The sequence below is a fragment of the Comamonas sp. NLF-1-9 genome (assembly GCF_019195435.1).
Classification (GTDB): domain Bacteria; phylum Pseudomonadota; class Gammaproteobacteria; order Burkholderiales; family Burkholderiaceae_C; genus Comamonas_C.
In genome coordinates this window covers 895,487-913,322 of record NZ_CP078069.1, presented here as the reverse complement: position 1 = coordinate 913,322, position 17,836 = coordinate 895,487, and the positions used below count along the sequence as shown (strand labels likewise).

Genomic DNA, 17,836 nt, shown 5'->3' with positions numbered 1-17,836 from the left:
AAGAGTCGTGCCGGCAGCACCACTAGAATCGGTTCTGCCTGAAGGGCGTCCATTTTAGGCGGCGCCCGGCTCCCGTCCACGCATGAAGACTGTCCACAAATCCGTTCTGATCTGGTACACGCCGCAAGAGATGTTCGACCTGGTCACGGATGTGCCCAAATACCCCGAGTTTCTGCCCTGGTGCGACCACGCCGCGGTACGCAGCCGCGATGAGCACGGCATGACCGCCGAGGTGGGCATCAGCTTCGCCGGCGTGCGCAAGACCTTCGTCACGCGCAACGAGCACGAAGCCGGCCGGCGCGTGACCATCAGCCTGGTGGAGGGGCCGTTTTCCCAGCTTGACGGCGACTGGCAGTTCCATCCCGTGGGCGACGGCGCCCAGCGCGCCTGCAAGGTGGAGCTGCGCCTGCACTACGGCTTTTCCAGCCGCACGCTGGCGGCGCTGGTAGGGCCGGTGTTCGACCGCATTGCCGCTTCGCTCGTCGATGCCTTCGTCGAGCGTGCGCAGAAGGTCTATGGCTGAAGCGACGATCCGCGTGGTGGTGGTCACTTCGGCCGCGCCGCGCCAGACGCAAAGCTGGACGCTGGACCTGCCCGCCGGCGCCACGCTGGCCGAGGCACTGCGCGCCTGTGGCCTGCAGCCGGGCGACCCCGACTACGCCGCTGGCGTCTGGGGCAGGGCGCAGCCGCTGGATACGCCACTGCGCGAAGGCGATCGCATCGACTGGTGCCGGCCGCTGCGCGTAGACCCCAAGGTGGCGCGGCGCGAGCGCTTCGCACGCCAGGGCGCGCGCACCGCCGGCCTGTTCGCCCAGCGGCGCTGAAGGCCCGGGGCTACGCTGAAAAAACCCCTTCCCGCCGGACTTACTTGCAGTCGCTGGCGATGATCTGCTCGGCGCGCTGCAGCTCGGCCGCGCGGGTGGCGTCGTCCATGTAGACGCGCTCGCCCTGGGGGTTCACGGTGCTCACCAGGCGCCCGGGCTCGAGCGCCGCCTTGGCCTGGCGCGCGCGCTTGCAGTTGTCGGCCTGGGTCTGGGCCTGTTTGCGCGCCTTGGCTTCGTCTTCGGCCTTCTTTTTGGCCTGCTCCTGTGCCTCGGCCTTGGCCTTGGCTTCCTGCAGCGCCTTGTCGGTGCCGGCGGCGGTCGGTGGTTTGACGGCCGGCGCTGCGGTGGGCGCGGGCGCGTCGGCTGCGGGGGCGGCATCGGCGCCTGCTGCCGGGGCATCGGACGGCGCTGCATTTGCGGGTGCTGCATTTGCAGGTGCGGCGGGGGCGCTGCGCGCCGGCGCGATGCGGCCCAGCCGGGGCTCTTGCAGGATGTTCTTTTGCGGCACGTCCAGCGGCGGCGGGCGGTCGCTGAAGACCTTGCGCCCGTCCTTGTCCAGCCATTGGTATTGCGCCGAAGCCAGCGTCGCCCAGCAGCAGGCCAGCAGCAGCAGGAAGATGCGTTGCACAGTCATGCGCGCAGTGTAGCGGCGCGTGCATGCAGCGCCTAGGGCGTTGTGGTCGCATGGGTACAATCCGTTTTTTGGAGCTTTCCCATGCGCCTTCTCGGAAAAGCGCTCACCTTCGACGATGTGTTGCTGGTGCCCGCGTATTCCCAGGTCCTGCCCAAGGACGCCTCTCTCGCCACCCGCTTCACGCGCGGCATTTCCCTGAACATTCCGCTGGTGTCCGCCGCCATGGACACCGTGACCGAAGCGCGCCTTGCGATCGCCATTGCCCAGGAAGGCGGCATCGGCGTGGTGCACAAGAACATGTCGGCCGAGCAGCAGGCGGCCGAGGTGGCCAAGGTCAAGCGCCATGAATCGGGCGTGGTGCTCGACCCGGTGGTCATCACCCCCGAGCACACGGTGCTGCAAGTGCTGCAGCTGTCCGAGGAACTCGGCATTTCCGGCTTTCCGGTGTGCGACGGCGGCAAGGTGGTGGGCATAGTCACCAGCCGCGACGTGCGCTTCGAGACGCGCTACGAGGTCAAGGTGCGCGAGATCATGACGCCGCGCGAGCGCCTGATCACCGTGCGCGAGCAGGACCACACCAGCCCGGACGAGGCCAAGCAGTTGCTCAACAAGCACAAGCTCGAGCGGCTGCTGGTGGTCAACGACGCTTTCGAGCTCAAGGGCTTGATTACCGTCAAGGACATCGACAAGCAGACCACCTTCCCCAACGCCGCGCGCGACGCCGGCGGCAGCCTGCGCGTGGCTGCGGCGGTGGGCGTGGGCGCGGGCACCGAGGAGCGCGTGGAGCTGCTGGCGCGCGCCGGCGTGGACGCCATCGTCGTCGACACCGCCCACGGTCACAGCAAGGGCGTGATCGAGCGCGTGCGCTGGGTCAAGCACAACTACCCGCAGTTGCAGGTGGTGGGCGGCAACATCGCCACCGGCGCGGCCGCGCTGGCGCTGGTGGAGGCGGGCGCCGACGCGGTCAAGGTCGGCATAGGCCCGGGCTCCATCTGCACCACCCGCGTGGTGGCCGGCGTGGGTGTGCCGCAGATCATGGCGATCGACAGCGTGGCCACTGCGCTCAAGGGTACTGACGTGCCGCTGATTGCCGACGGCGGCATCCGCTTTTCGGGCGACATCGCCAAGGCGCTGGCCGCGGGCGCGAGCTCGGTGATGATGGGCGGCGTGTTTGCCGGCACCGAAGAGGCGCCGGGCGAAGTCATCCTGTTCCAGGGGCGCTCTTACAAGAGCTACCGCGGCATGGGCTCGATCGGCGCGATGCAGCAGGGCAGCGCCGACCGCTATTTTCAGGAGAGCAGCAGCGGCAACCCCAACGCCGACAAGCTCGTGCCCGAGGGCATCGAAGGCCGCGTGCCCTACAAGGGCTCGATGGTCTCCATCGTCTACCAGATGACGGGCGGGGTGCGCGCCTCCATGGGCTATTGCGGCTGCGCGAGCATCGCCGAGATGAACGAGAAGGCCGAGTTCGTCGAGATCACCGCCGCCGGCATCCGCGAATCGCACGTGCACGACGTGCAGATCGTCAAGGAAGCGCCCAACTACCACGGCAACTGATTGCCGAAATCTCTGTTTTGATAGCTGCCGGCGCTTGCCAGACAAGGGCTGGAGGCCGATTTCTTCATGAAACGCCATGGACCACGACAAGATCCTCATCCTTGACTTTGGCTCGCAGCTCACGCAGCTCATCGCCCGGCGCGTGCGCGAGCTGCATGTGTACTGCGAGGTACACCCCTGCGACGTCTCCGACGACTGGTTGCGCGCGCAGCAGCAGGGCGGGCACCTCAAGGGCGTGATCCTCTCGGGCAGCCATGCCAGTACCACGCTCGAGAGCACCGACCGCGCGCCGCAGGCGGTGTTCGCGCTGGGCGTACCGGTGCTGGGTATCTGCTACGGCATGCAGACCATGGCGGCGCAGCTGGGCGGCGCGGTGCAGGGCGGCGAACAGCGCGAGTTCGGCTATGCCGAGGTGCGTGCCCACGGCCACACCGCACTGCTCAAGGACCTGCAGGACTTCGCCACGCCCGAAGGCCACGGCATGCTCAAGGTCTGGATGAGCCACGGCGACAAGGTCACCGCGCTGCCGCCGGGCTTCAAGCTCATGGCGAGCACGCCGTCCTGCGCGATTGCCGGCATGGCCGACGAGGCGCGGCACTTCTACGGCGTGCAATTTCACCCCGAGGTCACGCACACCCTGCAGGGCAGGGCGCTGCTGCAGCGCTTTGTGCTCGGCATCTGCGGCGCGCGCGCCGACTGGGTGATGCAAGACCACGTGGCCGAAGCGGTAGCGCGCATCCGCGCCCAGGTCGGCGACCAGCAGGTGCTGCTGGGGCTGTCCGGCGGGGTCGACTCCAGCGTCGCCGCCGCGCTGATCCATAAGGCCATCGGCGATCAGCTCACCTGCGTCTTCGTCGACCACGGGCTGCTGCGCCTGCACGAAGGCGACATGGTCATGGCCATGTTTGCCGAGAAGCTGCACGTCAAGGTCGTGCGCGTGAACGCCGGGCCGCTCTTTCTGCGCGAGCTCGCGGGCATCAGCGAGCCCGAAGCCAAGCGCAAGACCATAGGGCGGCTGTTCATCGAGGTGTTCAAGGCCGAAGCCCAGAAGCTCAAGGCCGAGAGCGCGCGCGAAATCGCCTTCCTGGCCCAGGGCACGATCTACCCCGACGTGATCGAATCGGGCGCGAGCAAGAACGCCAAGAAGGCCGTCACCATCAAGAGCCACCACAACGTCGGCGGCCTGCCCGAGCAGCTGGGGCTGGAGCTGCTCGAACCCCTGCGCGACCTGTTCAAGGACGAGGTGCGTGAACTCGGCATCGCCCTGGGCCTGCCGCCCGAGATGGTCTACCGCCACCCCTTTCCCGGCCCGGGGCTGGGCGTGCGCATCCTGGGCGAGATCAAGCCCGAATACCCGGACCTGCTGCGCCGCGCCGACGCCATCTTCATCGAAGAGCTGCGCAACTGCATCGACGCGGCCAGCGGCAAGAGCTGGTATGAGCTGACCAGCCAGGCCTTCACCGTCTTCCTGCCGGTGAAAAGCGTGGGCGTGATGGGCGACGGGCGCACCTACGACTACGTCGTCGCCCTGCGCGCGGTGCAGACCACCGACTTCATGACCGCCGACTGGGCCGAGCTGCCCTGGAGCCTGCTCAAACGCGTCAGCAGCCGCATCATCAACGAGGTGCGCGGCATCAATCGCGTGACCTACGACGTGTCAAGCAAGCCGCCGGCCACCATTGAGTGGGAATGATTCTGCGTCTGGCATCGGCTGGCACTAACTAGCAAGAAGCGACACTTAACTTGTTGTCAATATTGAATTTTATTGAATTGTTTGGCATAGACTGGCAACTGCTGGCATCGTCAAGCACTGTTTTTTCATGGCATGGTAAGTGGTACTATTCTTGTCCGATGCCATGATGTGCTTTCGATACCATGAAGCCGTTTTGCGATTTCTCATGGTATCAGAAACATGTAAATCATTGATTTGTATGGATTTTTCTGTGCAAAAAGTGGGTATGTGAATCATGGTATTTCAACTGATTCAAGGTGAACGCCATGCTGACCGATACCAAGTTGCGCAACCTCAAGCCGAAGGACAAGCTTTACAAAGTGAACGACCGTGACGGCCTCTATGTAGCCGTCACACCGGCCGGGTCGATTTCGTTCCGCTACAACTACGCCATCCACGGTCGGCAGGAGACCATCACCTTCGGCCGTTACGGTCATGGCGGAATCACTCTTTCGGAAGCCCGCGAGCGGTTGAGCGAGGCCAAAAAGATGATCGCGGCTGGGAAGTCCCCAGCCAAGGAAAAGGCGCGGGACAAGGCCCGTGTCAAAGATGCCGAGACGTTCGGAGCTTGGGCGGAAAAGTGGCTACGCGGCTACCAGATGGCCGATTCCACTCGTGATATGCGTCGCTCTGTCTATGAACGCGAGTTGAAGCCGAAATTTGGCAACCAGAAGCTGATAGAAATTACCCACGAAGATCTGCGCGCACTGACCGATGTCATCGTGGAGCGCGGCGCGCCGGCAACTGCAGTGCATGCCCGCGAGGTGGTGTTGCAGGTTTTTCGCTGGGCCATCGAGCGCGGCCAGAAAGTGGAAAATCCGGCAGAGTTGGTGCGTCCAGCATCCATCGCTAAATTCGAGCCGCGCGACCGTACTCTGACACCCGATGAAATTGGTTTGATGTACCAGTACATCGAGCGCATTGGTACGTCGCCTTCAATTCGGGCGGCAGTCAAGTTGTTGTTGCTCACGATGGTGCGCAAGAGCGAGTTGACCAAGGCGACCTGGAGTGAGATCAATTTCAGCGACGCACTTTGGACGATCCCGAAGGAGCGAATGAAGCGCCGCAATCCACATTTGGTCTTTTTGTCCGTCCAGGCGCTGGATATCTTCATTGCGTTGAAAACGTTCGCGGGTGGATCAGACTATGTGCTGCCGTCGCGGTACGACTCAGACAAGCCGATGAGCAGCGCCACGCTCAACCAAGTGTTGACGCTGACATACCGGTTGGCACAGAAGGAAGGTAAGCCGCTCGCAAAATTCGGTCCGCATGACTTGCGGCGCACGTCTAGCACTTTGCTGCACGAAGCGGGCTACAACACCGATTGGATTGAGAAATGCCTAGCCCACGAGCAAAAGGGCGTGAGGGCTGTCTACAACAAGGCTGAATATCGCGAGCAACGTGCAGCGATGCTCCAGGACTGGGCGGACATGATTGATGGATGGACACAGCCGTAGTCATGCTTCACGCGCCGAAAAGGAAGTCAAACCAGTCAAATAAGTCCGGTGACTACTGGCGACCCTGTCATACCTGGACGAGTGGCACGTGCCCCGGTCGATTTACGCATTTCTATCCACGCTTCAATCTCGGCTAAGTCCCAGGCGACGCTTCGTTTGGTCAAAACAATGCGCTGCGGGAATTCTCCCCGACGCTCCATGTTGAAGATTGTTCTTTCGGACAGCGGAATCATTGCTAACAACCTTTTTCGGTTGATCAGAGTCTTTCGCTTCTCTTCGGCCTGCATACGGTAACTTCCCTTGGATTACGTTGGCTAATCCAAGAATGTCGCCAGAACGGCTTGGCAGGGACAACAATAGTTAGAGTTTAGTTGTCACTCTTCGAGTTTTTTGGTTTTCGGCGACGGAGTGCTGCTGAAACGGCTTGACGGGATATTCCAAGGCGACGAGCAATTTCTGCTTGGTTGGTTATGCCTTCTTCCAGTAGTTCATCAATTTTGATGGTTGGTGTCTTATGCCCTTGGAGTCGATAATAAGCCTCGTATCTGATCGCTTCTTGATGCTCAGCGATGCTTCTTGAAAGACGAGCAGCATTTTCCATCCATAGAATATTCACGATGACCTCAAAATCGTCGATGAATCTTATATCTCTTTGATATGCTCGGCGTGCTTCTTCACTTCGTCTTGGGTTATGATTTTCACAATACAGCTTACTGGCTTTAGGTGACCCCATGGGTTGACCTGGTATTTGGGCAAGATTTACAAGTAAACCGCCTCGTGCCCAGCGTGATAGAAGGGCCTGTCGCTCGAAGTGATCTTGAATTGAATCGATTGAAAAATCATGATTCATCTCAGATAAATTGCAATAGTCGCTCACCATGCGAGCGGCCTCAAAGGGGTCATCAGGTTTCATTTCCCCGCTCAGCAAGCGTTTGAAGTGCGTGATCATGGCGTCCGCATTTTTCTTGGCTTCATCTCGCATGGCATCCGTTAAAGGGATCACCTTTGCTCCGCCTCGCGGCAAACGTTTAACTGCTACGAAAATCTCTCGCCTAACAGCGTATTCAGTTGAGCGCCAGCATAAATCACAAAATCTCCAATCATAATGTTGATTTAATTTCCACCGTATACGTGGAGAAGTTGTTTCGTATTCTGGCACAAGCTGTTCAGTCCACGGATCGAACAGTAGTCTCTTGATTTTTCTTTTTTTGTGTGTAGCCATAAAAAAATTATACTCGATATGACAACAAAATTCTAACAATTTCCTGACTCAGCACGGTCGAACAACCCCATCCTTTAGTCAACGAACGTAATTGAAGGAAGGGCATAGCATGAACATAGAGGATGTACTGCTTCGTCAGTATGGTCCGTTGCTGAGCATGGCTCAGCTGGCAAAAGTGCTTGATCGTTCATCAGAAGGGCTACGTGTTAGCCTGCTGAACGATTCTGATTGGTCAAGGCGCATCAACGAAACGAGGGTCAAGTTAGGTCGACGCGTCTACTTTCGGACCATCGATGTGTCGAAGGTGTTGAGCGGAAGATAGTGTTGCGAGATGCTTTCGCCTTCATCATCAGATCAGGCGTTTGATGAAGCTTTAGCTCGTGTCCGACTGCGGATTGCAGCAAATCACGCGGCTGCAGAAGCAAAGACTTTATCGACTCCGACGCAGCTGTTCCTGCCTGGGTTTGACATTGGAGCTTTCCCAAACCATCTAAACCGTTCAAGCTTGATCGCCCCGATTGCACGTGGCCAACGCAAATTTTACCGTCAAGCCATCATGGTCACCCGGAGAGATTGCGTGCTGGAATACACAGGTGAGCAGTTGGATGAAGGGGATGGCGATGTCATTATGGCGCTGATTGCCTTTGCGCGTCCTTATCCACTCGGTACATCCGTTCAGTTAAATAGGAAAAGACTTCTGCGAAAAATTAAGCGCGGAGCTATTGGGAGTTCGCAGTATCAATGGTTGCATCGAAGTCTTAAAAGGCTACGCGAGGCCACTCTTTTTTTAGAAACAAAAAAGCTTGACGGAACAACTGGGTATTCTATTGGAAAAATGACCTCGTTCAACATCGTGCAAAACCTTAGCTATGACGATTCTGCGGAAGTTTATTGCTATACGCTTGATCCTCGTTGGGAGCTGATGTTTGGTAATCGCGAATACTCCCTCCTTGATTGGGAGAAACGAAGGAGCATTCGACGAGGGCAGGATATGGCAAAAACACTGCAACGGTTGGTTTCGACTTCTTCCAACACGGTACAACGATATGGTTTAGATATGTTGAAAGCGAAGATGGAATACCAAGGGCGTATGCGGGATTTTAGAAGTGCTCTGACTGCCGCCGTTCAAGAACTTGAACGGCTCCAGATCGTCGCCAAAGGGAAAATAGCCACAAATACTAAAGGCGCTCAGCAACTCACCTTGTGGCTCGTACGTGCAGCAGTCTAAATTTTAGAGAAACGACTCTTCTGGCTGGCGCTCTGGTAGAGGTACTTCCAACAGTGGCACAGCGTCGCGCTTAGCCGGTGGCATAGCGTCGCGCCCGCAGTGGCATAGCGTCGCGCCCGCAGTGGCATAGCGTCGCGCCCGCAGTGGCATAGCATCGCCATTTGGTGGCATAGCGTCGCGCTTTAGTGGCATAGCGTCGCACCCTAGCCTTGTAATGCATTGATGCATAAGCAATTTTTTCTAAAAAAAAGATCGTTACCTTCTTTTTACCTTCTTTTTACTGGAGGTGGGGTGTGGATAAGCTGGCAGTCGACACCACTACGACAACAGATCTTTTTAAGACGACAAAATTTGTGCCGCGCGCCAAGTGCTCCCTTAAACAGCCCCCCTGAAGGGGGGAGCCCTGGCGCTCCGCGCCACGCGCCCCCAGGCCGCGGGAGGCTGCGCCTCCCCTGTCCGCCTGTTACGCGCCTGCGGCGCTCCACGGCGCGGCCTCGACCCCTCCGGGGAAGCTGCGCTCCCCCCACTTCGTGGCTCCCCCCTGCTTGCTGTCAATCAGGTGGCAATCGGCCTGGGATCGGTGTTTATTCAAATGCCGCGCTGGTTCGTAGCACTCCAGAGCTGCACTACAGCAGCTCCTTCGGATCGGGGTTGGGGTTCCAGACGACGCGGCGTGGCACCGAACTTCGGGGTGGCTTCTCTTGATGCAGGCTTCTTGATTCGCGCACGGCGGCCGCAGGGGTTTTTTCTGCCGCAGGCGCGGTACGTTCCTTTTGCCGGGAAAGCACGGAGCGCAGCGTGTTGTAGCCGATGGGAAAGCCGGCTTGCTCGCCCAGCTTCTCGGCCACGGTGTGCAGGTAATAGCCCTGGGCCAGCAGTTCATCGACCAGATGCCGGTTGGCCCGGATGTAGGCCGAGGCGTTGCGTCTGGGAGCTTGGCGGTCATTCATGCGCATTTCTCAGGCGTTGTCTTGTCGAGAGTGTTGAAGGTTGATGCAGGTCGGGTCTCTCCCAGTCTCTCGATTTCTCTCCGTAACTCTCGGAAAGTTGGATTTCGATTCTGATAGTTGATGATTGTTGAAGAAAGTTGTCGATTGCGTCAATAGTCGGCAGCGCAAGGCTTGTTCTGGGCGGCGAAGGAAAGGCGGATCAGGGGGTATTGGCGGAAACGCCGTATTAGTGGAACATAAAGGGATGTGTGCCACTACCCCATAAAATCGCACGCAAAGCGTTGTGGTTGCTACGTTTTTTTACCCCACAGACTTGCACTCATACCCCACATTTGTGATGTCTCGGAAATCGGCTTTCTACACAGTCAGGATCGACCCGGAGGAACGGGCTTTACTTGAGAAGGTTGCGGCCCGAGCTGGCTATCGTTCCCTGAGCGCCTTCCTGCTGGCGGCAGCTCGAGAGAAGGCCCAGTTGATCGAGAACGACGACGTTCTCAGTGCGATGGAGGAACGCATGGCTGCGACCTTCGGGCGCGTCATGCAGATGATCCAGACCGTCAACGATGGGGTGCAGGTGAACGTGTCGCAGGTTCATTACCTGGCGCAAGCGTTCTTTACCTGTGTTCCTCAGCCACCGCCGGAGGCCGTGGATGCGGCCATTGACCAAGCCAAGATTCGCCATGCTCGATGGCAGGAGGCCGTGGCGGCAGATGTGGAAGGAAAGCCTGGCGCCTGAAAACAGTCGGCTCAGGCCGCCACGGGCTCGATCACCAGGCAGCTTTGCTCGTCGGTGGAGTTGCCCTGGCGGAGGGTGAAGCCGGGGAGATCGTTGACGTCGATGATGAGCCGCAGGTCAAAGTCAAACTCCATTGGCGGGCGCTGGCTCTCGGTCTGGATGCGCAAGGCCTTGAAAGGCACGCTGAAGGGTGCGTCCTTGGCGAGTGCCAGACCCATGCGGTAGATGTCGCGCTCCAGCTTGGAGTCCACCAGGTCATTGCTCCCCGGTGGATGCGCCAGCAGATCCAAGCGGTTGTCCGCGATGGCCTTGTACAGCCATCTTGGCAGTACCAGCTGGAGGTCCTGGATGCAGCCGCTTCCTGGATCTCGTTCGATCGTGTAGAGCGACAGCAGCGGCTCGTTGTCGGACAGGCTTGGAAGGTCCGTGTCGCGGCCGTTGTGTGAGACGCCTTGCCCGATCCAGGTGCTGCTGAGGCGGCGGCAGACATGATCGAGCAGGTAGCGGGGGTCTTCGAGAGAAAGCTGTTGAAGAAAGGTCTCCAGTCCGTTGGCCATCTCGGTGTCGATGGCCACGGATCGACCGGGCCTGGGCGCACCCGCATAGCGCCAGCGATCCATGGCGCAGACAAGCTGATGTATGACGGCCCGCAGGAACACGTAGCAGTCCCAGGTTTTGGCCGCCAGGGCCTTGTCTTGGGCAGGCGTGCAGAGTTTTTGGAGCTGCCAGAGGTTGGTTTTCATAGTATATGATGCGATTTTCGCATATGCGTATTTCGCATGCAATCTGCATGGGCCCGAGACGAGCCCATGCAGAAGTCCCTCTACACCCAGCAGTACCAGAAGATGCTGCGCCATCTGAAAAAAGCCAGGCACAACGCCGGCTTGACGCAGAGGCAATTGGCCGAGGTGCTGGAGGCCACGCAGGACGAGATCAGCAAATGCGAAACGGGCGTGAGGCGCCTGGATGTGATTGAACTCAAGCTGTGGGTCGAGGCGCTGGGCTTGGAAGTCGGTGAATTTTTGGAGTGTCTGGATTGACCGATGCCAGGTGCGGGCCTCTCCCGGGAGGTGTGCATGGAAGTCGGGCGAAGGTTGTGGATGATCGGGCTGGTTGCTGCAGTAGCTTGCTTTGTGGGTTGTGGCGACAAACCTGGTGCGGATGACGTAAGGCAGGGTGAATCGAGACCCAAAGGCTCCAAAAAACCGGCCTCGGAAAAGTTGGCAGAAGATGAGCTGGAGCGTCGGGAGAGAACCAAAGAGGCCTTTCGCCGCAACAAAACGAGGCAGAGCCGACCGGGTAATACGCCAGTTCTGGACTTCTGATTGAGCGTGGCCAGGCAAAGGAGCAAGACATGCAGATCAGCGAACAAGAGCGTCGGCAGCGCAGCGAAGCCATCCGCAAGGCGCGCAACAGCGTTCGCCTGGAGGGCGTGGTTCTGGACGCTGAAATTGAGGCGCTGAACCAACGTTTCATCGACGGCGAGATCAGCAGCGCGGAACACACGCGACTGGGCATCGAGCACGTCAAGGCCAAGCACGCGAAAACGCCATCGCTCAATGCGGCCGTGACCGAAACCAACTGAAAAGGAGTGAGCAGCCTGAGGTGCAAAACCGGTCAGGCTGCTCGATTGATCAATTCGACAGAATTGATTTGGACTCACTCCAAGATGTTCGTGTCACGTTAGCAACCGGGGAGGCACTTTCCCACGAGCTGCGAACAACGGAGCTGACTGATTGGTATCGAGCTTTTCCCTCTGGTGTGCTTTTTTCCAGCTGGAAAAGCCAGAAGTCCTGAACCTCCTGGCTCAAACCGTCAAAAAGTGCTCGATCCTCTGCGGACATCTTCGGGAGGAACGTGTGTCGCCGACGATGATGTTCTCGGTGGAGGATTTCGACCGGGTCTTTCTGCGTTTGAGCGTGGCAGACGGTCACGTGCCTCCAGTGCAGGTAACCGAACTCTTTTGCAGCGAGGTCAAGGGCCGTGAGCCAAAGCATTTGGCCTGCCTTGCTCAGCATCTTGGCGCGACGCCGCATCTTTTCGACGGCGGTGGCTGTGGTGCGTAAATACTTCATATGTGTTTCCAAGTTCATGCGGTTTGGTTCGGTGCCCACTGCCGAACTCCCGCAAGACACGGGAATCACAAAAATGTTTTATGTCGTCCTAGCGAACCAGGTGTGCCGTGGTGGGCAGCGTGCATCGACGGGTGCACTGGATCATTTTATCATCGACTCTGAGTTGACTGTGTTGCGCAAACGGTCGTTTGTGTGACAATCATGTGAGGCGCTTGAAATGTCATTTTCAGAAGACGACTGCACCAGTTGATTGGGCGTAATGGCTGTTGTGCAGCCAGCTCCTGACAGTTCAATATCAGAAGTGATCTGCACCAATCTCGACTATGCTCAATACTCGTGTGCACCAAAGCGAGGTGAGCATGGCGACGGACACCCCACGGATTCCAGAACAAGGCGTGGCCACTCTGCCTGATGAGGCTTGGGAGCGTGCGCGCCGTCGTGCGGAGATCATCAGTCCGTTGGCGCAGTCGGAGACGGTCGGGCACGAAGCGGCCGATATGGCGGCTCAGGCGCTGGGCTTGTCTCGGCGCCAGGTATACGTTCTGATCCGGCGTGCCCGGCAAGGCAGCGGCCTCGTGACGGATCTGGTGCCCGGCCAGTCCGGTGGAGGTAAAGGTAAGGGGCGCTTGCCGGAACCGGTCGAGCGCGTCATCCACGAGCTACTGCAAAAGCGGTTCCTGACCAAGCAGAAGCGCAGCCTAGCGGCCTTTCACCGCGAAGTCACTCAGGTGTGCAAGGCTCAAAAACTGCGAGTGCCGGCGCGCAATACCGTGGCCTTACGGATCGCTAGCCTTGACCCGCGCAAGGTCATCCGCCGGCGGGAAGGCCAGGATGCCGCTCGTGACCTACAAGGTGTGGGCGGCGAGCCTCCTGCCGTGACCGCGCCGCTGGAGCAGGTGCAGATAGACCATACGGTCATCGACCTGATCGTGGTCGATGACCGCGACCGGCAACCTATTGGCCGCCCGTACCTGACCCTCGCCATCGACGTGTTCACCCGCTGCGTGCTCGGCATGGTCGTCACGCTGGAAGCGCCGTCTGCCGTTTCGGTTGGCCTGTGCCTCGTGCATGTCGCCTGCGACAAGCGCCCTTGGCTGGAAGGACTGAACGTGGAAATGGATTGGCAGATGAGCGGCAAGCCCTTGCTGCTCTACCTAGACAACGCGGCCGAGTTCAAGAGCGAGGCCCTGCGCCGGGGTTGCGAGCAGCATGGCATCCGGCTGGACTATCGCCCGCTGGGACAGCCGCACTATGGCGGCATCGTGGAACGGATCATCGGCACGGCGATGCAGATGATTCACGACGAACTGCCGGGAACGACCTTCTCCAACCCTGACCAGCGCGGCGACTACGATTCCGAAAACAAGGCCGCCCTGACGCTGCGCGAGCTAGAGCGCTGGCTCACATTGGCGGTCGGCACCTACCACGGTTCGGTGCACAACGGCCTGCTCCAACCGCCGGCCGCGCGCTGGGCCGAGGCCGTGGCGCGTGTCGGCGTACCGGCCGTCGTCACACGCGCTACTTCGTTCCTGGTCGATTTTCTGCCGATCCTCCGGCGCACGCTGACCCGCACCGGCTTTGTCATCGACCACATCCACTACTACGCCGATGCGCTCAAGCCGTGGATTGCGCGGCGTGAACGCTGGCCGTCCTTTCTGATCCGGCGCGATCCGCGCGACATCAGCCGTATCTGGGTCCTGGAACCGGAGGGACAGCATTACCTGGAAATTCCCTACCGTACCTTGTCGCATCCGGCTGTCACCCTCTGGGAACAACGGCAGGCGCTGGCGAAACTGCGGCAGCAAGGGCGCGAACAGGTGGATGAGTCGGCGCTGTTCCGCATGATCGGCCAGATGCGTGAGATTGTGACCAGCGCGCAGAAGGCCACACGCAAGGCGCGGCGTGACGCGGATCGCCGCCAGCACCTCAAGACATCAGCTCGGCCGGACAAGCCCGTTCCGCCGGATACGGATATTGCCGACCCGCAGGCAGACAACTTGCCACCCGCCAAACCGTTCGACCAGATTGAGGAGTGGTAGCCGTGGACGAATATCCCATCATCGACCTGTCCCACCTGCTGCCGGCGGCCCAGGGCTTGGCCCGTCTTCCGGCGGACGAGCGCATCCAGCGCCTTCGCGCCGACCGCTGGATCGGCTATCCGCGCGCAGTCGAGGCGCTGAACCGGCTGGAAGCCCTTTATGCGTGGCCAAACAAGCAACGCATGCCCAACCTGCTGCTGGTTGGCCCGACCAACAATGGCAAGTCGATGATCGTCGAGAAGTTCCGCCGCACCCACCCGGCCAGCTCCGACGCCGACCAGGAGCACATCCCGGTGTTGGTCGTGCAGATGCCGTCCGAGCCGTCCGTGATCCGCTTCTACGTCGCGCTGCTCGCCGCGATGGGCGCGCCGCTGCGCCCACGCCCACGGTTGCCGGAAATGGAGCAACTGGCTCTGGCACTGCTGCGCAAGGTCGGCGTGCGCATGCTGGTGATCGACGAGCTGCACAACGTGCTGGCCGGCAACAGCGTCAACCGCCGGGAATTCCTCAACCTGCTGCGCTTCCTCGGCAACGAACTGCGCATCCCGTTGGTTGGGGTAGGCACGCGCGACGCCTACCTAGCCATCCGCTCCGATGACCAGTTGGAAAATCGCTTCGAGCCGATGATGCTGCCGGTATGGGAGGCCAACGACGATTGCTGCTCACTGCTGGCCAGCTTCGCCGCTTCGCTCCCGCTGCGCCGGCCTTCCCCAATTGCCACGCTGGACATGGCTCGCTACCTGCTCACACGCAGCGAGGGCACCATAGGGGAACTGGCGCACTTGCTGATGGCGGCGGCCATCGTCGCCGTGGAGAGCGGCGAGGAAGCGATCAACCATCGCACACTCAGCATGGCCTGTTGAGTTGCATCTAAAATTGACCCACTTAGGGTAAAGATTTGCGTCGAAATTTGACCCACGTATGACACTGTTTCCCGTCTGGATATGGCGGGAGAAATCAAGGAGTGATAAACGTGGCGATATTGAGCGCAATTCGACGCTGGCATTTTCGCGATGGTGCGTCGATTCGGGAAATAGCCCGACGAAGCGGCCTGTCCAGGAACACCGTTCGCAAGTATTTGCAAAGCAAGGTGGTTGAACCGCAGTACCCAGCGCGAGACAGCGTTGGCAAGTTAAGTCCTTTTGAGCCCAAGTTAAGGCAGTGGCTCTCCACCGAGCACAAAAAGACAAAGAAGCTGCGCAGAAACCTGCGCAGCATGTACCGGGATTTGGTCGCTTTGGGCTTTACCGGGTCTTATGACCGAGTGTGTGCCTTTGCCCGACAGTGGAAAGATTCCGAACAGTTCAAGGCGCAAACCTCGGGCAAGGGTTGTTTCATCCCCTTGCGCTTTGCTTGTGGCGAAGCCTTCCAATTCGATTGGAGTGAGGACTTTGCCCGCATAGCGGGCAAACAGGTCAAACTTCAGATTGCCCAGTTTAAGTTGGCCCACAGCCGGGCCTTTGTGCTTCGGGCTTACTACCAGCAAAAACATGAAATGCTGTTTGATGCCCACTGGCATGCCTTTCAAATCTTCGGTGGCATTCCCAAGCGCGGCATCTACGACAACATGAAGACCGCTGTGGATTCGGTGGGGCGTGGCAAAGAGCGCAGGGTCAATCAGCGGTTCACTGCCATGGTCAGCCACTACCTGTTTGATGCGCAGTTCTGTAATCCAGCATCGGGTTGGGAGAAAGGCCAGATTGAGAAGAACGTGCAGGATTCCCGCCAACGCCTGTGGCAAGGGGCACCAGACTTTCAAAGCCTTGCTGATTTGAATGTGTGGCTTGAGCATCGCTGCAAAGCGCTGTGGTCTGAGCTGCGCCACCCCGAATTGGACCAAACCGTGCAAGAGGCCTTTGCCGATGAACAAGGCGAGTTGATGGCGCTACCCAATGCCTTTGATGCATTCGTGGAGCAAACCAAGCGAGTCACTTCAACCTGCCTTGTTCACCACGAGGGCAATCGCTACAGCGTTCCTGCCAGTTACGCCAACAGGGCCATCAGCCTTCGGATTTATGCAGACAAGCTGGTGATGGCTGCCGAAGGCCAACACATTGCCGAGCATCCAAGATTGTTTGGCAGTGGCCACGCTCGGCGTGGCCACACACAATACGACTGGCACCATTACTTGTCTGTGCTTCAGAAGAAACCTGGGGCGTTGCGCAATGGTGCGCCATTTGCTGAATTGCCACCCGCGTTCAAGAAGCTTCAATCCATCTTGCTGCAACGCCCCGGCGGTGACCGTGACATGGTGGAAATTCTGGCCCTTGTATTGCACCACGATGAAGGTGCGGTACTCAGTGCTGTGGAATTGGCATTGGAGTGTGGCAAGCCATCGAAGGAGCATGTGCTTAATCTGTTGGGACGTTTGACCGAAGAACCTCCACCCAAACCGATTCCAATTCCCAAGGGGTTAAGGCTGACATTGGAACCACAGGCCAACGTGAACCGCTATGACAGTTTAAGGAGAGCCCATGATGCAGCATGAAGGCCATGTGAGAATCCTCAAATCCTTGAAACTCTTTGGCATGGCACACGCCATTGAGGAGTTGGGCAATCAGAATTCACCAGCATTTAATCAAGCCTTGCCCATGCTGGACAGCTTGATTAAAGCTGAAGTGGCAGAGCGTGAAGTACGTTCGGTGAACTATCAATTGCGGGTGGCCAAGTTCCCCGTGTATCGGGACTTGGTGGGCTTTGACTTCAGTCAAAGCCTGGTTAATGAGGCCACGGTCAAACAATTGCACCGGTGCGACTTCATGGAACAAGCCCAGAACGTGGTGCTGATTGGTGGGCCAGGCACAGGCAAGACTCACCTGGCCACAGCCATTGGTACACAAGCAGTGATGCACTTGAACCGACGGGTGCGTTTCTTCTCCACCGTGGATTTGGTCAATGCACTGGAGCAAGAGAAATCATCTGGGCGTCAGGGACAAATCGCAAACCGTCTGTTGTATGCCGATTTGGTGATTCTGGATGAGCTGGGATATTTGCCTTTTAGCCAAACCGGTGGGGCACTGCTGTTTCACCTGCTCTCAAAGCTGTACGAAAAAACCAGCGTGATACTGACCACCAACTTGAGCTTCTCGGAATGGAGCCGAGTGTTTGGCGATGAAAAGATGACAACAGCGTTGTTGGACCGACTAACCCACCACTGCCACATCCTGGAAACCGGCAATGAAAGTTACCGCTTCAAACACAGTTCAACTCAGAATAAGCAGGAGGAAAAACAGACCCGCAAACTGAAAATCGAGACATAATTCTGACAACAAGGGGTGGGTCAAAATTCAATGCAAATCCCGGGTCAAATTTGGGTGCAAATCAACAGATATCGACAACCTCTCGCGCAACCAAGACATCGCGGTCGGACTGCAAGTGATCT

General features: G+C 58.9%; 19 protein-coding genes. 14 read left to right on the top strand and 5 right to left on the bottom strand.

What is annotated here, in order from left to right:
* Positions 1-82: 82 nt before the first annotated feature.
* The gene (locus tag KUD94_RS04485) at positions 83-523 is read left to right on the top strand and encodes a type II toxin-antitoxin system RatA family toxin (protein ID WP_218238608.1); all 441 of its coding nucleotides are present in this window, start codon (positions 83-85) and stop codon (positions 521-523) included.
* A complete protein-coding gene (locus KUD94_RS04480; protein ID WP_218238607.1) occupies positions 516-824 on the top strand; it encodes an RnfH family protein in 309 nt (102 codons plus the stop codon). Before KUD94_RS04485 ends, KUD94_RS04480 begins: the two co-directional genes overlap by 8 nt.
* A gap of 40 nt (positions 825-864) precedes the next feature.
* Here the strand turns inward: KUD94_RS04480 and KUD94_RS04475 are convergent, their stop codons facing one another.
* Positions 865-1,458, bottom strand: coding sequence for a DUF4124 domain-containing protein (locus KUD94_RS04475; protein WP_218238606.1), 594 nt, complete (start codon positions 1,456-1,458; stop codon positions 865-867).
* 81 nt (positions 1,459-1,539) lie between these two features.
* Here KUD94_RS04475 and guaB point away from each other — a divergent pair, with 81 nt between their 5' ends.
* The 3 genes from guaB to KUD94_RS04460 all read left to right on the top strand — a co-directional run bounded on the left by guaB (position 1,540) and on the right by KUD94_RS04460 (position 6,204).
* Positions 1,540-3,015 (top strand): IMP dehydrogenase, encoded by a 1,476-nt coding sequence (guaB, locus tag KUD94_RS04470; protein WP_218238605.1) that lies wholly within the window; start codon positions 1,540-1,542, stop codon positions 3,013-3,015.
* Positions 3,016-3,091: 76 nt separating this feature from the next.
* Positions 3,092-4,708, top strand: coding sequence for a glutamine-hydrolyzing GMP synthase (guaA, locus tag KUD94_RS04465; RefSeq protein WP_218238604.1), 1,617 nt, complete (start codon positions 3,092-3,094; stop codon positions 4,706-4,708).
* A gap of 305 nt (positions 4,709-5,013) precedes the next feature.
* On the top strand, positions 5,014-6,204 hold the full coding sequence (locus KUD94_RS04460; RefSeq protein WP_218238603.1) for a site-specific integrase: 1,191 nt from the start codon (positions 5,014-5,016) through the stop codon (positions 6,202-6,204).
* Positions 6,205-6,239: 35 nt separating this feature from the next.
* Here KUD94_RS04460 and KUD94_RS04455 read toward each other — a convergent pair whose 3' ends face one another.
* Both KUD94_RS04455 and KUD94_RS04450 read right to left on the bottom strand, forming a co-directional pair.
* Positions 6,240-6,491: an AlpA family transcriptional regulator gene (locus KUD94_RS04455; protein ID WP_218238602.1), complete on the bottom strand. Its 252-nt coding sequence runs from the start codon at positions 6,489-6,491 to the stop codon at positions 6,240-6,242.
* Between the two features lie 80 nt (positions 6,492-6,571).
* Positions 6,572-7,426: a helix-turn-helix domain-containing protein gene (locus tag KUD94_RS04450; RefSeq protein WP_218238601.1), complete on the bottom strand. Its 855-nt coding sequence runs from the start codon at positions 7,424-7,426 to the stop codon at positions 6,572-6,574.
* Between the two features lie 331 nt (positions 7,427-7,757).
* Here KUD94_RS04450 and KUD94_RS04445 point away from each other — a divergent pair, with 331 nt between their 5' ends.
* On the top strand, positions 7,758-8,654 hold the full coding sequence (locus tag KUD94_RS04445; protein ID WP_218238600.1) for a plasmid-related transcriptional repressor protein: 897 nt from the start codon (positions 7,758-7,760) through the stop codon (positions 8,652-8,654).
* Between the two features lie 626 nt (positions 8,655-9,280).
* On the opposite strand, the gene KUD94_RS04440 is transcribed toward KUD94_RS04445, so the two are convergent.
* Positions 9,281-9,604 carry a hypothetical protein gene (locus KUD94_RS04440; RefSeq protein ID WP_218238599.1) on the bottom strand — a complete coding sequence of 108 codons (324 nt, stop codon included), beginning with the start codon at positions 9,602-9,604 and terminating at the stop codon, positions 9,281-9,283.
* 337 nt (positions 9,605-9,941) lie between these two features.
* Here KUD94_RS04440 and KUD94_RS04435 point away from each other — a divergent pair, with 337 nt between their 5' ends.
* Complete coding sequence (locus tag KUD94_RS04435) at positions 9,942-10,340, top strand: DUF1778 domain-containing protein (RefSeq protein WP_218238598.1); 399 nt, start codon at positions 9,942-9,944, stop codon at positions 10,338-10,340.
* 11 nt (positions 10,341-10,351) lie between these two features.
* On the opposite strand, the gene KUD94_RS04430 is transcribed toward KUD94_RS04435, so the two are convergent.
* Positions 10,352-11,083, bottom strand: a complete 732-nt coding sequence (locus tag KUD94_RS04430; protein ID WP_218238597.1) for a replication initiator protein A — start codon at positions 11,081-11,083, stop codon at positions 10,352-10,354.
* Between the two features lie 66 nt (positions 11,084-11,149).
* Here KUD94_RS04430 and KUD94_RS04425 point away from each other — a divergent pair, with 66 nt between their 5' ends.
* The 7 genes from KUD94_RS04425 (at position 11,150) to istB (ending at position 17,714) form a co-directional block, all read left to right on the top strand.
* Complete coding sequence (locus KUD94_RS04425; protein WP_218238596.1) at positions 11,150-11,380, top strand: helix-turn-helix domain-containing protein; 231 nt, start codon at positions 11,150-11,152, stop codon at positions 11,378-11,380.
* Between the two features lie 314 nt (positions 11,381-11,694).
* Positions 11,695-11,925 (top strand): antitoxin VbhA family protein, encoded by a 231-nt coding sequence (locus KUD94_RS04420; protein WP_218238595.1) that lies wholly within the window; start codon positions 11,695-11,697, stop codon positions 11,923-11,925.
* 151 nt (positions 11,926-12,076) lie between these two features.
* Positions 12,077-12,406 (top strand): hypothetical protein, encoded by a 330-nt coding sequence (locus KUD94_RS04415; RefSeq protein WP_218238594.1) that lies wholly within the window; start codon positions 12,077-12,079, stop codon positions 12,404-12,406.
* 368 nt (positions 12,407-12,774) lie between these two features.
* Positions 12,775-14,454, top strand: coding sequence for a Mu transposase C-terminal domain-containing protein (locus KUD94_RS04410; RefSeq protein WP_000179844.1), 1,680 nt, complete (start codon positions 12,775-12,777; stop codon positions 14,452-14,454).
* Positions 14,455-14,456: 2 nt separating this feature from the next.
* On the top strand, positions 14,457-15,317 hold the full coding sequence (locus KUD94_RS04405; protein WP_000344784.1) for a TniB family NTP-binding protein: 861 nt from the start codon (positions 14,457-14,459) through the stop codon (positions 15,315-15,317).
* Positions 15,318-15,418: 101 nt separating this feature from the next.
* Complete coding sequence (istA, locus tag KUD94_RS04400; RefSeq protein ID WP_001324342.1) at positions 15,419-16,942, top strand: IS21-like element IS1326 family transposase; 1,524 nt, start codon at positions 15,419-15,421, stop codon at positions 16,940-16,942.
* Positions 16,929-17,714, top strand: coding sequence for an IS21-like element IS1326 family helper ATPase IstB (gene istB, locus KUD94_RS04395; RefSeq protein WP_000983249.1), 786 nt, complete (start codon positions 16,929-16,931; stop codon positions 17,712-17,714). The genes istA and istB overlap by 14 nt, the downstream gene beginning before the upstream one ends.
* Positions 17,715-17,836 lie beyond the last annotated feature (122 nt).

Bases quoted from the DNA above. Each gene is read 5' to 3' on its own strand.
- KUD94_RS04460 (WP_218238603.1), top strand. From the start codon at position 5,014: ATGCTGACCGATACCAAGTTGCGCAACCTCAAGCCGAAGGACAAGCTT.
- istB (WP_000983249.1), top strand. From the start codon at position 16,929: ATGATGCAGCATGAAGGCCATGTGAGAATCCTCAAATCCTTGAAACTC.
- KUD94_RS04455 (WP_218238602.1), bottom strand. From the start codon at position 6,491: ATGCAGGCCGAAGAGAAGCGAAAGACTCTGATCAACCGAAAAAGGTTG.
- KUD94_RS04440 (WP_218238599.1), bottom strand. From the start codon at position 9,604: ATGAATGACCGCCAAGCTCCCAGACGCAACGCCTCGGCCTACATCCGG.
- KUD94_RS04475 (WP_218238606.1), bottom strand. From the start codon at position 1,458: ATGACTGTGCAACGCATCTTCCTGCTGCTGCTGGCCTGCTGCTGGGCG.
- KUD94_RS04450 (WP_218238601.1), bottom strand. From the start codon at position 7,426: ATGGCTACACACAAAAAAAGAAAAATCAAGAGACTACTGTTCGATCCG.
- KUD94_RS04445 (WP_218238600.1), top strand. From the start codon at position 7,758: ATGCTTTCGCCTTCATCATCAGATCAGGCGTTTGATGAAGCTTTAGCT.
- guaA (WP_218238604.1), top strand. From the start codon at position 3,092: ATGGACCACGACAAGATCCTCATCCTTGACTTTGGCTCGCAGCTCACG.
- KUD94_RS04430 (WP_218238597.1), bottom strand. From the start codon at position 11,083: ATGAAAACCAACCTCTGGCAGCTCCAAAAACTCTGCACGCCTGCCCAA.
- KUD94_RS04435 (WP_218238598.1), top strand. From the start codon at position 9,942: ATGTCTCGGAAATCGGCTTTCTACACAGTCAGGATCGACCCGGAGGAA.
- KUD94_RS04425 (WP_218238596.1), top strand. From the start codon at position 11,150: ATGCAGAAGTCCCTCTACACCCAGCAGTACCAGAAGATGCTGCGCCAT.
- KUD94_RS04485 (WP_218238608.1), top strand. From the start codon at position 83: ATGAAGACTGTCCACAAATCCGTTCTGATCTGGTACACGCCGCAAGAG.
- KUD94_RS04480 (WP_218238607.1), top strand. From the start codon at position 516: ATGGCTGAAGCGACGATCCGCGTGGTGGTGGTCACTTCGGCCGCGCCG.
- KUD94_RS04410 (WP_000179844.1), top strand. From the start codon at position 12,775: ATGGCGACGGACACCCCACGGATTCCAGAACAAGGCGTGGCCACTCTG.
- guaB (WP_218238605.1), top strand. From the start codon at position 1,540: ATGCGCCTTCTCGGAAAAGCGCTCACCTTCGACGATGTGTTGCTGGTG.
- KUD94_RS04420 (WP_218238595.1), top strand. From the start codon at position 11,695: ATGCAGATCAGCGAACAAGAGCGTCGGCAGCGCAGCGAAGCCATCCGC.